The sequence below is a fragment of the Psychrobacter sp. Arc9 genome (assembly GCF_041431295.1).
Taxonomy (GTDB): domain Bacteria; phylum Pseudomonadota; class Gammaproteobacteria; order Pseudomonadales; family Moraxellaceae; genus Psychrobacter.
On record NZ_JASMRK010000040.1, the window covers coordinates 1 to 14480 of the forward strand.

Consider the following 14480-nt stretch of genomic DNA (forward strand, 5'->3'; position numbering starts at 1 on the left):
TTTGAGTTTAAAGTCTAGATTGTAACGCATAAAAATACCCCAAAAGTTGTGTCCAACTTATGGGGTTCAGTTCATTAGTGCGAGGCTTCTTTGATTGTTTTGTGTGACTGCTAACTATATGCGGTCATTAGGCACGGCGTTTGCTTACAATCATTTCATACAAGAACAGTAAAATAATGGCACCGATTACTGAGAAGATAAGACTCATAAAAGTGCCTGCATCGTCTATACCAACTATATTAGCTAATACTCTACCTACTATTGCACCGAGAATACCTAATATAATGGTCATGATCCAACCCATAGCATCGTTGCCCGGCTTAAATGCACGTGCTAATAAACCTGCAACTAAACCTGCGATAATTGCTCCAATCCATCCCATTTTTTTCTCCTAAATTTTTAATATTTATAATGTGTTACAAGTTTTGATAAATCTATTGTAAACACTCCTCGGACGCAAAAGTAAGCATAAAATGTTACTACTGTAGGGGCTATGTGAGGAAAAAGTCCGATTTGCTATTGAGTAAGAGCAATAAGTAAACGAAAGGTTACAAAGGTAGCAGTGGTGCTAACAGCGTTTATCAAAGTGGTACTTGTAAGGCTGAATCCATATAATTAAGATATGTAAATATTAGAATAAAAAACGCAGCCATCTATTAGATGAGCTGCGTTTGTATAGAGAAAAATAAGAAAAGCTATTTCTTGATTCTAGCTAAAAGCGTTAGCCATTATGCAATGCGGTTAATAAACGCTGATGAATCCCTTCAAAACCGCCATTTGACATAACCACAATCGCATCACCTGCTTTTGCATGACCGCTGATATGCTCAATGATAGCATCAATGCTTGATAGCACTTGTTGGTTGCCGATAGCGTCGCTAGTAGCCTTAGCTTGTTCGATGACCTCTTTTAAGCCCCATTCCAAACCAGTAGGCTCGTACCATAATGTGTAGTCAGCAAGTGCCGCTGATTGAGCCAAGCTGTCTTGATGAATACCCATTTTCATGGTGTTACTACGCGGCTCAATGATAGCCCAAATGCGTCTATCAGCCAGCTTCTTTTTGGCACCATCTAATGTGGTCGTAATAGCTGTTGGATGATGGGCAAAATCATCAAAGACTAAGATGTCATTAACGTCGCCAATCAGCTCCATCCGGCGCTTGATACCAGCGAAATCTGATAAGGCAGCACAAGCAGTCTCAACACTGACACCAATGTCATAGGCAGCAGCCACAGCAACTAAAGCGTTATTGACGTTATGGATACCGCTCATTGACCATTTTACGATAGCAGTTGCCTCTTCATTAGCAGCAAAACTGACTTTGAACTTACTACCGTCTTCTTGAATTAGCTCAGCCTGCCAATCGCTACTATCTTTTAGAGCACGCGTATTTTCACTAGTATCATCTAAAGTAGAGTCGATGACGGCAGTACGCCAGATAGGTGTCCAAACCCCTTTTGCTAGCGTATCTTCTAGACTGATGGTCGCGGCTGGCATAATGATTTTGCCAGTGCTTGGAATCATACGCACCATATGGTGAAACTGAGTTTGTATTGCATTGAGATCTGCAAAGATGTCTGCATGATCAAATTCAAGGTTATTCAAAATAGCAGTGCGCGGACGATAGTGAACGAACTTTGAGCGCTTATCAAAAAACGCAGAGTCGTACTCATCTGCTTCAATCACAAAGTAACCAGATTTATCATCATCGCTTTTATCAGCCCCCAAATAGCTGCTATGTGCAAACACTTGCTGTAAGTGCTCGTCAGTCGTATCAACCAATGGCACACCGCCAATCAAAAACCCTGCATCGATACCAGCATAATGTAATATCCACGCAAGCATCGTCGTGGTTGTGGTCTTGCCATGCGTACCTGCAACAGCGATTACGTGGCGTGACTGCAATACTTGCTCAGATAAGAACTGCGGACCTGAGGTATAGCGCAAGCCATTATCTAGCATGTACTCAATCACATCCATGCCGCGCTTCATTGCGTTCCCAACGACCACTAAGTCTGGCGTTGGTTGCAAGTGCTCTACTAGGTAGCCTTCTTCTATAGTTACGCCAGCATTTTCGAGTTGAGTGGACATAGGAGGATAGACATTGGCATCTGAACCCGTAACCGTATGCCCAAGCGCACGTGCTAGCAATGCCAGTGAGCCCATAAAAGTACCACAAATACCAAGGATATGAATATGCATAGACGTTCCGTACGCGCTTGAATGAAAAGAATAGAGAGCGGATAAAATAAAGTGTGAAGTGCCTAGCTGTCATCAGTAAAAATAACCACTTTGATAAACAATGATCAACCTATCAGCTTGGCAAACAAGCAATCATTGTAAAGTAAACCCTGTTCGATGACCAATAAAAAACGCCTAACAAGTAGGCGCTATGTAGCTAATGTAATTTGGTCGTTTTAGTATGTAGAGATACGCCAACCAACAGTCAGCATGATGACGCTTTTATTTGCGAGATAACGTATAGTCATCCTCTAAATTATCGTGCTCATCGATCCGTATCAAATGATTGTCTTGGATATGGTAGGTTTCGATATTTTTCCCTTCATAGACAATGGTGATTTTGTCATTGTCTTGTCGGTAGATGCCCGATTCGAGTAGAGGTGTTTTTGGTTTTTCAGGATTATGATAATAACTTGTTTTTAGTACGGAACCATCAGCGAATAAGTTCAATGTAACGTCGATACTGTCGCAATCTGTACAAGAGACCATACCGCCATAATCGCCCATCAATGTCGCTTGCAGCATACTGCTTTTCGCTTCTAATCGCTCCATAGAGCTGTCTGCATAGGTATCTTTATTTGACTGAGCAGCAGCAATTAATGATTGCCCTTCCACCATTTCGCCTGTCTCATCATCATTCGCTAGCTCAGCACTCTCAATATTGTCATCTTGCAATGATTGTGAAGCCTCCTGCGATTCAGAACCAGTCGACGCAAACGTAGATACCATGTCTTTATCGGTATTGGACGAGGCACTATCACAGCCTACGAGTAGCACACATAGTGACGCTACCAGTAACGAAGGACGCCACCGTTTTACGATAGCAAGCGTGGTAGAGCGAACGGGAGCAAAATATATCATGGTCATACCAAAAACAGTTTTTAACAAGTATTTTTCAAGCTCATCTATACTATCGACAACGTAAAGCCATTGTCAAAGATAAGGATAATAAGGCATGGGCGCGTAGTAATAATATAAATTAAGAACTTGACAGCATTATCTTATATTCAAAATACAGATAGCTTATGAGTAGAAAGCGACAAATATCTAATGCTTATCCGTTTATAAGGTAAGCTGACTAAAGATATCAAAGGCTTGAAAATATCTCTGTGGGCTTTTTGTTGTTGCCCATATATCTAAAAGGCATAAATTGACATTAGCGATACCTGTTGTTAACGCTAATATGGGTTGTAAGGGCGGGTTAATAGTAGACAAAAAAACAGACATTGTATCGAAGATAGCAATGTCTGTTTTAAAAGCAGAACTAGGAAAGAAACATAACGTCTTATTGAGTCATAAGATACTACTTGGAAGATTTTACGATACGCATTAATATCAAGACATGTACGATTAGCAGCACACTAAATAGAATCAACGACTGCTCAGGAATACTTAATCCCATAAGAGTCCAATCAACAGAGGCGCATTCACCAGAACCTGCAAATACTTCTTTGAATACTTGTAGGATAGGGAGGGTATCAAGCCAATAGTTCAGTCCTGGACCACAAGAAGGCACTTGGTCAGCAGGTAAATGTTGCAGCCATACATGGCGTGCTGCTACCGCAGTTGCCCATCCGATACCTACTAGACTACCAAGCCATAATAGTAGTCTTATTACTTTAGATTTAGGATTAAACAACGCTGATATGAGGGCGAATCCGCCCATGACGATTAGACCAACACGCTGAAAAATACAGAGCGGGCAAGGTGAAAGCCCTAGATGACGCTGTAGATAAAACAGCGCAAAACTCATGCCTATGATGGCCATTATCACCAAAAATACTTGCAGGTTACGGTAGGTGGTTAGCTGTCGCATTGTGCGGTTACTCTTATGGGTTTATCTATAATAGATGTGGGGTAGCAATCCAGATTAAGCAGTCAGAATTGCACAGTCAGGACTTAGCAATTAATAACTAGCAACTTAGCGATATTGCTGTAAAAATTCTGCAAAGTCTTCTGTTTCAGACTGCTCAATCTCAGCTTGCTGCAAGATAGATTTTTCTGCCAATACTTCATATTTAGCTTGAGTATTTGGACTAAGTGTCTGCTGTAGTAAAGACTCGCGATGCTGCTGAGCCAACGTAAAGCCAAGCTGCCATAAGCTGCCTAAGCGTTTGCTATCGGAATTTACTTGTGCAGAAATAGTCGACTCAGAGTGTCCTGCTTTGCCTTGCATCAATGCTACAGCCGCGCGGTAATCGTTACCACCGTAGTGAGCATCAAGCAGTGCAGCAAGCGGCTGCATACGTTCTAGATGAGTGAGCATCCAGCTTTCGAGTGACTGCTCTTGGCCATTATTGATAATATGCAAGTCATCACGGCGACCTTCATTGACCACACGCTCAAGATTGATAGCGAGCGTGTCTTCTTCTTCAGGTAGCAAGTCTGGTGAGTCACTGAACAGGCAATACAGCGCCATCACTTCCAAGAAGCAAGCGCTAGAGAGACGAATACCAACGTCACTATATGGGTCAAGATCGATAGCACGGAACTCGACATAGGCGATACCACGACGCTCAAGCGCTTCGGTTGGTGTTTCACCGCTCATTGCGATTTGTTTAGGACGAATAGGGCTGTAGTACTCGTTTTCTATCTGCAAAATATGATTGTTAATTTGGATTGGATTGCCAGCTTCGTCTTCTAAGCCAAGCTTAGCAAAGCTTTCGTGCGGTGTTTGAATGGCACGGCGCAGACCATCGACATACTCTGGCAGATAGTTATAACGGATATCAAGCTGCTCTTGCACACTGTTAGTATAGCCAAGCTTGCCCATACGCAGGCTAGTCGCAGCAGGTTTGTAATAGGTCGAATCATTGAGCAATTCTAAATCGTGCTCACGCCCTGCCAAGAAACAAGGACATACGCTCGGACTGGCACCCAGTAAATATAAAACAAGGCTGGTTAGACGTTTAAAGTTACGAATCAACCCTAGGTATTTTTCGTTTTTGAACTCTGTCAACGTTTGACTTTGTGCGGTCGGTATTTGGGCTTGCCATGTCTCAAACAACGTATCACCAAAAGACAAGTTGTAATGCAGACCAGCAATCGTCTGCATGCGGCGACCATAGCGGATACCAAGGCCACTACGATATAGGGTTTTTAGCTTACCCGTATTAGAGCTACCATAATCAGCCAGTGGGATATCTTCGTCTTTAGAAGACAACATGCAAGGCATCGATAATGGCCACATCAGCTCACCTTCAGGTATGCCCTGATAGACCAATACGTGCAATTGGCGCAGCATATTAAGGGTCTCTTTTGGTGAGGACTTTGGTTCAGTGATGAGCTCAAGCAGACTTTCTGAGTAATCGGTAGTAATAAAAGGATGGGTAAGTTTTGACCCAAGTTTGGCTGGATGCGGGGTCTGTGCCAAGAAACCATCAGGCTTTACGCGTAGGCCCTCTTTTTCAATACCGCGGAGCATACCCGTTAAGTGTTGGCTATCAAACCAATTAGGGATTTCGAAATTAACAAAGCTACTCGCAAAATTACTCATAATAGTCATCTATTGTTATTTATTATGGCGGATCAAAACACGATAAGCGTTTGTCCATAAAATAGGTAAATGTTAGGTCAATAATTCCGTCAGTTTAGCTCAAAGCCGTGGTTAAAACCACGAACAATTACAAATACGATAAGCTTTAGGCAACGCGATTTGTGAGGATTTTGACCCTGTTTTTAATACAAATTCATCTCGAATATAGCGTTATTCTGGCCAGATAGTTTGATAAAAAAGCATCTACCTGAGAGATAGATGCTTTGTTCATTATGCCTACCAGCCATTTGACATGGTGTTCGCACACTATCGCATTATCTTGATAATCATAGCGCGACTGCGTCTATTTAGCTTATATAGAGAATGACGAACCGCAGCCGCAAGTGGTCGTGGCATTTGGATTGGTCACCACAAAGCGTGCCCCTTCCAGTCCTTCAGTATAGTCAACGGTCGAGCCTTGCAAGTATTGATAGCTTAGCGAATCGACGACTAACGTCACATCCCCATTATCAAAATTGGCATCGTCTTCGTTTAGATCGTTGGCAAAGTTAAACCCGTAAGAGAAACCAGAACAACCGCCACCTGTCACATAAACACGTAACATAAGATCGCTATCACCTTCTTCTTCGCGTAGACGGCGTACTTTTTGCGCCGCACTATCAGTTAGGCTTAATACGGTTGGGTCTACTGGCTGGCTTGAGCTTGGACTAAATTGGTTGGCTGATTCGTTCATATCTACCTCAGTTGCTAGGATCAAATGCGGTCGTCGTCCTGTTTGGGTTTGCAATAGGGTACTTGCAAATAAAGATACGCACGGCGTTTGATTTAATTGGGTGCTGTCATTATGGCAAAGCTATTGGTGCATTATAAGCTGCTTGTACAATTTCAAAATAGTATTTGTGCCACCACAATATTTTATTGGCTCTATTGATAGTGGGCACTTATCTTTTAGCAGTATATCATAATGGGGGTGCTGTTACGTTTGTCAAGAGTGATGCAACTACTGAATTTTACTAATGAATAGCAGTGTCCCAATTTTGATATTGTGTTTTTTAAAATAACTGCGTCAATGGGCTAAACCAATAACCAGACTAAAAAATAATAGCGTGTGACTGTATAAAACACTACTTAATAATATTAGGCAGTCTTAAAGCTTATTAGTCATATTACGGTATTTTACGGCCATAACCTTTATAATAGTAACAACCATGTATGAGCTCAAGAGTCGCTTGTACAACATAAGGTGTTTGGCGTAATAAATACTTAGTTTTGAAATAGTTATTTAATTGTTTGCCTATGTGGCAAGCGTTTGAAATAATAGCCGCCAGTTGGCATACCCTATGTGTGTTTCTTATTGCCCTATATCTATATTATTGTTGAGATGAAGAAATTATATGATCGAATTTAAAGACGTTGGTGTTCGCCGTGATGGTCGTGAATTGTTTGCAGGTGCAAGCTTTCAGCTCCATCCAGGTCACAAAGTTGGACTGACGGGCAACAACGGCACAGGCAAATCTACTTTATTTGCGCTATTACTGACGCAGATGGGTACAGGCGATACAGAAGTCACCCTTGATAAAGGTGAAGTCAGTATTCCTGATAGCTGGCATGTGGCGCACATGGCACAGGAAGTTGGTGCTACGACGCAGTCTGCAATCGATTATGTATTGAGCGGTGATGAGCAGTGGTATGAAATTAATGCTGCGCTAAATGATTTGAGCAGCGTGAGTGATGAGCAAATTGGTGTGCTACACCAGCAGTTCGATGAAATCGACGGATATCGTACGCCAACCAAAGCGGCGCAAATTATGGCAGGTCTTGGTTTTAAGACTAGCCAGCATGAACTGCCAGTAGAAGGGTTTTCTGGTGGTTGGCGTATGCGCTTAAACCTTGCCAAAACCTTGATGAGTCGTGCTGATCTGATGTTACTCGATGAGCCAACCAACCATTTGGACTTGGACGCTATCTTATGGCTTGAGACATGGATCAATGCCTATATGGGTCTGGTCATTGTGATTTCTCATGATCAAGCGTTTTTGGACGCGACAGTCGGTCATATCTTGCATGTAGAGCAACAAAAAATCACCCTTTATACTGGTAACTATCAGCAGTTCATTCGTACCCGTCACGAACGTATGGCGCAGCAGCAGCAAGCGTTTGAAAAGCAAGAAGCGACAAAGGCTCACTTGGATGACTTTATTCGTCGTTTCCGTGCTAAAGCCAGTAAAGCTAAGCAAGCACAGAGCCGTATTAAGCAATTAGAGCGCATGGCAGAGCTGTCACCAATGATGGCTGACAACCCGTTCTCGTTCCAATTCTATGAGCCAGCAAACATGAGCTCACCGCTGATTGAGCTGACCAACGCAAATATTGGCTATAGTGAGACACCGCTTCTACACAATGCCAATGTACAGGTAACCCCTGACACCCGTCTTGGCTTACTGGGTATGAACGGCGCTGGTAAATCAACGTTGATTAAAGCATTAGTCGGTGAGCTTGGCGTACTAACAGGGAAGTATCGTGTTTCGGATACCCTAAAGCTCGGCTATTTCAATCAGCATCAAATGGATATCCTAGATGCCAAAGCAACACCTATAGAGATGTTACGTCGGCTAGCAGGTAAAACCTCTGATGCGATGCTGCGTTCATTCTTGGGTAGCTTTGACTTCCGCGGTGAGCGTATTGATACACCAAGCGAGCTATTCTCTGGTGGTGAGCGCGCGCGTTTGACCTTGGCACTGATCGTTTGGCAACGTCCAAACGTCCTTGTACTCGATGAGCCAACCAACCATTTAGACTTGCAAATGCGTCAAGCATTGACTATCGCCTTACAAGGTTTTAAGGGCGCAGTGGTACTGGTCTCGCACGATCGAGAATTGATTGCCAATGTCTGTGATGAGCTGTATCTGGTACATGATGGTATCATCGAAGAGTTCGATGGCGACATTGGTGACTATGGTAAATGGCTAGCAGAGAAGCGCAAGCAAGAGAACGCATCAGATAAGAATACCGGTAAGAAAAAAAGCAAAAAAGAGAGTAAGAAGTTTGTTTCACGTGAAACAGACAGTAGCCAAGTAAATAATAAAACATCTGATAATTCGTCAAAGAGTAAAGCTGCGACGCCTGCACTTAGTAAAGAAGAGCAGCGTAAGCTAGCCGCTGAACAGCGTAAAATGACAGCACCTATCCGCCGCGAGATAGAAGAAACAGAAAAGACATTGGCTAAGATTGATAAGCAGCTTGTAACGCTTGAAGAAAAACTGGCTGATACGGAGCTGTACGAAGAGAGCCGTAAGTCTGACTTGCTTGTATTACTCAATGAGCAAACAGCGCTACAGCAGCAGCATAGTGATAATGAAGAAAAGTTACTACTATCAATGACGACTTTAGAAGAGATGGAAGCTAAGTTCGCATAAAGCGTTCTAGATAGTTAGTTATATAAACAGACATAAAAAAGGGATGGCATAAGCCATCCCTTTTTTATTACATTATTCCTTACGATATTTGCCATCGCCGTACGACAGTATTTCCATCGTAGTCGTACAAAGCTGACAGTTTATTTCACCAGCAGCGGCTTTTGATAAATCAAGGATACGACCTCTAATAAAAGGTCCTCTGTCCGTGATTTTTACAACGACGCTCTGCTTTGTCTTTTGATTGGTTACTTGTACCTTCGTGCCGAACGGTAACGTGCGATGTGCAGCGGTTAAAGAGTTCATGTTGAAGATGCTGCCACTCGCTGTGCGCTTGCCATGAAACTTACTACCGTAGTAACTGGTATTGGCAGCGAAAACTGTGGTGCTAAGTAGTAGCGATAAAGTGACAACCAAAGACTTGATTAAATAAGACATTTAATACCTTTAAGCAATTAATAAAATAGACAGATGCTCTTGCCTACGTTATCTATACTCCCTATGAGTATGAATAATAGGGGATTCTACAAGAGCTAGCTTGTCATATTATTACTGCTGTGTAAAAAACTCATGAGGTCAAATACCTGTTTTTTAAGGAAAAATAGCTATTTTTTAGCAAAAATAATGATGACGTAGATACTAAAATTAGACTTATAAAGAGTGATTCTCATAAAGAAGCCGACAAAATACTGGAAAGCCATTAATACAATATAAATAGGTAATATATAAAGACCAAATCTATCGATATAGCATAATTATCGTTATGAAAGCTCAAGTAGAAATAGATAATATAATGTAAAAAAACCTTGCTATATTCTTACTATTTTGTAGAATGGATAAGGTTAGACATTATTCTAGAGTATCTATCAAATATACTCATGATAAGTTTGATCTTTTATCAAATAATTTATTTTTTATCGTCTTTCGAGGAAGTTTTATGTTGAAAAAAATTGCGTTCGCTTCAGTTGTTGCGGCAATGATTCCATTTAGCGCAGCTAATGCCGATCTTGGTTCTAAATTTAAAACGGCAGAAACTGGTCGCACTATCGAGCAGATTTATAAGCAGTGTGGTATTGGTGGTGCTTTGTTTGGTAATTCTAGCCCTATCTTAGCTATTATCTCTAACGTGACTTGGGATTTAGGTACTACGGCTGCTACTTCTGACTCTATGTCTCCTGAAACTTGCCAAGGTGGTAACGTTAGAGCTGCGGTTTTGATTAAAGAAGCCTTCCCAAGTGTTGAAAAAGATCTAGCTTCAGGCCAAGGTGCTCATTTATCTGCCCTACAAAGTGTTGCTAACTGTGATTCAGCCGCTAGCGTACGCGCACAGTATGGTCAATATACTCAGACTTCTGCCTATCGTACTGCTACGCAAGATCAAAATGCTGAGACGCTATTTAGCATCGTTAAGCAAAGCTGTGCTATCTAAATATTGAAAGTGCTAGGTATTAAGTTTTTAGTTTAATACTCAAACTTTTGATGATTTAATGATAAAAACACGTAAACCTAGTGCTTACGTGTTTTTTATTGCTCATGTATTTATGGTATCTAAATAAAATGCAAAAGATGTTTTTATGGGTGGCCTGTTTGGCTGCAACGACTATTTGCAATGCGGAAGTTGATGAAACGAATGCCTATGCTTCAGATCCAGTAATAGTAGATAACGAAAATAAGTTCTCTTCTAGTAATGATTCGGCTATCGCAGCAGACATGACTTTAAGTGATCGCGAGAACTTGTCAGATATTGAGCCAAGCGTACAACGACTCACTGAATCGCAGATACAAGAGCAAAACCGAAACTCTCAAAAAAATACCGCTATTGATCCCATAAAACTAAAATCATTGGCTAAGCACTCCCAATGGCAACATTTATTGTTTTATAAAAATGGCAAGGCTGAAGTCATCTCACCAGATTTTTATTTAACCAATCCTAAGCCTCGTTCGAAACGTAATTTTGATCCCTATGCAGAGCTTATAGCAACGATAGAGCAAATAAATAATGAGGGCGTAGCTTGTAAGTATCCAGCCAGATATTTATGGCTTAATCATCATCTACCAGAGCTGAACGTCGATCTCAAAAACTGCTCAAAATTACCCGATGCGAATCAAGAAATAAGCTTGATCCTAGTAAGCAGCTATTTAAAAAACCCAGCTTCTTCATTTGGTCATGTACTGGTCAAAACCAACACGCCTATATATAATGCCAATAATACGAACAGTGATGTCAGAGAGCTATCTAGCGAGGACTTACTTAATAACTCATACAACTTCGGCGCTCGTATTCCAGAAAATGAGAACGGTGCAATGTACGCGCTAAAAGGACTATTTGGGTTTTATGATGCTGGGTTTTCAGAGACGGAATTCTTTAAACAAGACGCGGTATATTCCAAGAACGAGCAACGTGATATGTGGGAGTACGTGCTCAATCTAGATACCTTTGAAACACAATTATTGAACTATCATTTGTACGAAGCAAAGTCTGCTCGATTTGACTATTATTTTATCAAACAAAATTGTGGTTATCGCTCAGGAGAGATACTTGAGCTGATAAGCGACATAAAAACGACTGAGCGAGTAGGTCCTTGGTATGCGCCAGACTATGTATTCGATCAGCTATTAGAACACGACAACGGCGCTGATTCCTTAGTGTCTTCAGTACGCTATTTGCCCTCTGAACAAACGCAGCTGCGCGAGAAGTTTGTACAATTATCTAGGCCAATACAAGCCATCATAAACTCTGTCATTCGTACAGAAGACACTGCCCCACTTGCTACTTTAAACGCGGACGATAAGGCAGTTGCGCTTGATTTTCTGATCTTACATCGTACTTATAAAATCACGCAAGACGATACACCGAAGCAGCGAGCTCTCAAAAGCGAATTGCTCAGTCAGCGTTTTGCGCTACCAGCTAGCAATGGTTTGGCTCAGCTGCCTGTACCAAACAAACCCTCTCCAGCATTGAGTAACAAAACCACGCAGACTACCGTCGTTTTATCTGAGGAGAGGGCAGAAGTTGGTTTATCGTTATTTGTAAAAGACCCACTGAACGCTCATACAGATATTGATAAACGTTTTGAAGCCGTAAAAGCGTCACTGGGTTATAGCTTTGATATGCATCAATGGACATTGACGGATTTCGTATTTTTAGACATGCAGCAGATTGAAGATCTTAGACAACCGTTATTAGGCGAACCTAAACTGTCTTGGCAACTAAAAACAGGTGCTCGTACAGATATGTTTACTGGTAATCGACATAGCCCTTACGCACAAGCTGGCGTTGGCGCAGGCGCTAAGTTTGGTAAACATATACTTGGCTATGGTATGGTCAATGCGACGGCCCATGATCAAGATAAACACGCAGATATCGGTATTGAGCTTGGCTTACGTATGAAACGTAATAACCAAAGTGCTGAATTGTCTTACGTAACTTCAAAGCGAGAAGGGCGCGCTGCTATTGATGTTGCCAAATTAACATTACGCCAGCAGCTATCAAAGAATAACGATGCTAGGCTTATAATGACATATTCAGACACTGTGATGGCCGATAATAGCGTAGTGTTAGGTGATTCAGATAAGATAGATGCTGCAGTCGCTTGGCATCACTACTGGTAATATTTATATAACGGTGTTTGTTGTAATTATTGTTATGATGATAAGTGGGCTACAAAAATTGCTATAGCAAAATCTAGTAGCTATCTATACCGTATCGTTTGAAATTGGCAGACTGATACCACTAATATGTTTTTATTTTGGGGGAAATAACATGGCAGAGAAAAACTACTATGACATTTTAGGGGTCAAAAAAGACGCCTCAGACGCTGATATCAAAAAAAAATACCGTAAGCTTGTTCGTCAATACCATCCCGATGTCAGTGATCATCCAGACGCTGATAATAAAATTGCAGAAATAAACAACGCTTACGAAACGATTAGAGACAAAGAAAAGCGCGCCGAATATGACGCTATGCTCAATAATCCGTTCGCAGGTCAAAGTAGATCAAGTGGGTTTGGTGGCAGTGGGCAAACTGGTACGGATCAAGGTGGGTTTCGCTGGGAAGATATCAAAGATCAGTTTGGTGACGGTGAGGCCTTTGGTGATGGTGGTTTTCGCTTCGATGACATTTTTTCAGCATTTGGTCGCGGCGCACGTGGGTCAACTGGTGGACAAACGGGCAGTCGCTCTCAAAGCAGCGGATTCGATCAATTTGGTGGTGGCTTTGGGACGCAAGACAGCAAAGGTCAGGATCAGCATGCCGAGATTACCGTTGATTTGTCTTCAGTATATAGTGGCGACGACTATAGTATTAAGCTAAACGTCCCTGTTCGTCAGCCCAATGGCAATGTCGACTACGACAATAAAACCCTTAAGATAAAAATCCCTAAAGGTATCACTGACGGTAAGCAAATTCGTTTAGCAGGGCAAGGTGCTGCTGGTAGCAGTAATGGAAAAAATGGCGATTTGTTTTTGAAGGTTAAAATTCGTCATGATGCCAATATTCGTATAGAAGGTGCAGATGTTTATCAAACTGTGAATATTGCACCGTGGGAAGCGGCGTTGGGTGAAAAAATCAATGTCAGTACGCCAGCGGGTACGCTTGGTGTGACCATTCCTAAGAACAGCAAGTCCGGTAGTAATTTACGTCTTAAAGGCAAGGGTATCCCTGCCAAGCAAGCAGGCGACTTGTATCTAACTTTAAATATTGTCAATCCTGATGTCAGTAACGATGCGTCGATACAGGCTTATGAGCAGCTAAAACAAGCCTTTGCTGATATCAATATTAGTCGTTAAACAAGATTATGAACAACCGTTACTTATTACTGAAGTAATAAACGAATAGCAGAGATGAATACGATACCGATGAAATAAAGAGAAAACGAGGATAATAGCTATGAACCACTCGACTGAATTTACAGACATCATCATGAGCTTAGATGAACTGGTCTCTGCCTGTGGCCAAGAGCGCCAATGGGTCATCGAATTAATCGAAGAAAACATCATTGAGTATGATGTACCAGAGCATGAAAAATTTACTGGTTATCAGCTGACGACAGTGCGCCGTGCATCGCGATTGAGTCGTGATTTTGAAGCCAGCGTACCAGCAATTGGTTTGATACTTGAGCTGTTAGATGAGGTTGAGCAACTGCGCCAACTTAAACGTCAGATAGAGCAGCAAACACCAGTCATCGAAGTCGATATAGACAATTTAAAGTAATCAAATAATCAAAATAACACATAAAAAAAGGGCCCTTTATGAACTGAACCCCAAATCTTGGACGGTTTACGTTTATTTCAAGGACTGAGTTCTGTACTGTACAGGACTCAGTCCTT

At 41.7% G+C, this 14480-nt stretch carries 12 protein-coding genes; 5 read left to right on the forward strand and 7 right to left on the reverse strand.

Annotated features, from left to right (window positions below; all coding sequences use genetic code 11):
• Positions 1–127: 127 nt before the first annotated feature.
• From QO187_RS13390 to erpA, 6 genes are all read right to left on the reverse strand, one after another.
• Positions 128–382, reverse strand: a complete 255-nt coding sequence (locus QO187_RS13390) for a GlsB/YeaQ/YmgE family stress response membrane protein (RefSeq protein ID WP_102092531.1) — start codon at positions 380–382, stop codon at positions 128–130.
• A 339-nt stretch (positions 383–721) separates the two neighbouring features.
• Positions 722–2203: a UDP-N-acetylmuramate:L-alanyl-gamma-D-glutamyl-meso-diaminopimelate ligase gene (mpl, locus tag QO187_RS13395; RefSeq protein ID WP_102092532.1), complete on the reverse strand. Its 1482-nt coding sequence runs from the start codon at positions 2201–2203 to the stop codon at positions 722–724.
• A gap of 261 nt (positions 2204–2464) precedes the next feature.
• Positions 2465–3103: a copper resistance protein NlpE N-terminal domain-containing protein gene (locus QO187_RS13400; protein WP_102092533.1), complete on the reverse strand. Its 639-nt coding sequence runs from the start codon at positions 3101–3103 to the stop codon at positions 2465–2467.
• 442 nt (positions 3104–3545) lie between these two features.
• Positions 3546–4058 carry a disulfide bond formation protein B gene (locus QO187_RS13405; protein WP_102078206.1) on the reverse strand — a complete coding sequence of 171 codons (513 nt, stop codon included), beginning with the start codon at positions 4056–4058 and terminating at the stop codon, positions 3546–3548.
• 105 nt (positions 4059–4163) lie between these two features.
• Complete coding sequence (gene gshA / locus QO187_RS13410; RefSeq protein ID WP_102092534.1) at positions 4164–5738, reverse strand: glutamate--cysteine ligase; 1575 nt, start codon at positions 5736–5738, stop codon at positions 4164–4166.
• A 352-nt stretch (positions 5739–6090) separates the two neighbouring features.
• Entirely contained in the window at positions 6091–6471 is a 381-nt protein-coding gene (erpA, locus tag QO187_RS13415) for an iron-sulfur cluster insertion protein ErpA (RefSeq protein ID WP_057757666.1), read from the reverse strand.
• 661 nt (positions 6472–7132) lie between these two features.
• Between erpA and QO187_RS13420 the strand changes: the two genes are divergently transcribed.
• Positions 7133–9154: an ATP-binding cassette domain-containing protein gene (locus tag QO187_RS13420; protein ID WP_102092535.1), complete on the forward strand. Its 2022-nt coding sequence runs from the start codon at positions 7133–7135 to the stop codon at positions 9152–9154.
• Positions 9155–9226: 72 nt separating this feature from the next.
• On the opposite strand, the gene QO187_RS13425 is transcribed toward QO187_RS13420, so the two are convergent.
• Positions 9227–9589 (reverse strand): septal ring lytic transglycosylase RlpA family protein, encoded by a 363-nt coding sequence (locus QO187_RS13425; RefSeq protein ID WP_057757673.1) that lies wholly within the window; start codon positions 9587–9589, stop codon positions 9227–9229.
• Between the two features lie 499 nt (positions 9590–10088).
• Here QO187_RS13425 and QO187_RS13430 point away from each other — a divergent pair, with 499 nt between their 5' ends.
• The 4 genes from QO187_RS13430 to QO187_RS13445 all read left to right on the forward strand — a co-directional run bounded on the left by QO187_RS13430 (position 10089) and on the right by QO187_RS13445 (position 14364).
• Complete coding sequence (locus QO187_RS13430; protein ID WP_102092536.1) at positions 10089–10580, forward strand: DUF3015 family protein; 492 nt, start codon at positions 10089–10091, stop codon at positions 10578–10580.
• 128 nt (positions 10581–10708) lie between these two features.
• On the forward strand, positions 10709–12763 hold the full coding sequence (locus QO187_RS13435; RefSeq protein ID WP_185156567.1) for a DUF4105 domain-containing protein: 2055 nt from the start codon (positions 10709–10711) through the stop codon (positions 12761–12763).
• A 151-nt stretch (positions 12764–12914) separates the two neighbouring features.
• Positions 12915–13940, forward strand: a complete 1026-nt coding sequence (locus QO187_RS13440; RefSeq protein WP_102092538.1) for a DnaJ C-terminal domain-containing protein — start codon at positions 12915–12917, stop codon at positions 13938–13940.
• Positions 13941–14040: 100 nt separating this feature from the next.
• Positions 14041–14364 carry a chaperone modulator CbpM gene (locus QO187_RS13445; protein ID WP_102083164.1) on the forward strand — a complete coding sequence of 108 codons (324 nt, stop codon included), beginning with the start codon at positions 14041–14043 and terminating at the stop codon, positions 14362–14364.
• The last annotated feature ends 116 nt before the right edge of the window (positions 14365–14480 follow it).

Bases quoted from the DNA above. Each gene is read 5' to 3' on its own strand.
- QO187_RS13405 (WP_102078206.1), bottom strand. From the start codon at position 4,058: ATGCGACAGCTAACCACCTACCGTAACCTGCAAGTATTTTTGGTGATA.
- gshA (WP_102092534.1), bottom strand. From the start codon at position 5,738: ATGAGTAATTTTGCGAGTAGCTTTGTTAATTTCGAAATCCCTAATTGG.
- QO187_RS13425 (WP_057757673.1), bottom strand. From the start codon at position 9,589: ATGTCTTATTTAATCAAGTCTTTGGTTGTCACTTTATCGCTACTACTT.
- QO187_RS13430 (WP_102092536.1), top strand. From the start codon at position 10,089: ATGTTGAAAAAAATTGCGTTCGCTTCAGTTGTTGCGGCAATGATTCCA.
- erpA (WP_057757666.1), bottom strand. From the start codon at position 6,471: ATGAACGAATCAGCCAACCAATTTAGTCCAAGCTCAAGCCAGCCAGTA.
- QO187_RS13440 (WP_102092538.1), top strand. From the start codon at position 12,915: ATGGCAGAGAAAAACTACTATGACATTTTAGGGGTCAAAAAAGACGCC.
- QO187_RS13420 (WP_102092535.1), top strand. From the start codon at position 7,133: ATGATCGAATTTAAAGACGTTGGTGTTCGCCGTGATGGTCGTGAATTG.
- QO187_RS13400 (WP_102092533.1), bottom strand. From the start codon at position 3,103: ATGATATATTTTGCTCCCGTTCGCTCTACCACGCTTGCTATCGTAAAA.
- QO187_RS13435 (WP_185156567.1), top strand. From the start codon at position 10,709: ATGCAAAAGATGTTTTTATGGGTGGCCTGTTTGGCTGCAACGACTATT.
- QO187_RS13390 (WP_102092531.1), bottom strand. From the start codon at position 382: ATGGGATGGATTGGAGCAATTATCGCAGGTTTAGTTGCAGGTTTATTA.
- QO187_RS13445 (WP_102083164.1), top strand. From the start codon at position 14,041: ATGAACCACTCGACTGAATTTACAGACATCATCATGAGCTTAGATGAA.
- mpl (WP_102092532.1), bottom strand. From the start codon at position 2,203: ATGCATATTCATATCCTTGGTATTTGTGGTACTTTTATGGGCTCACTG.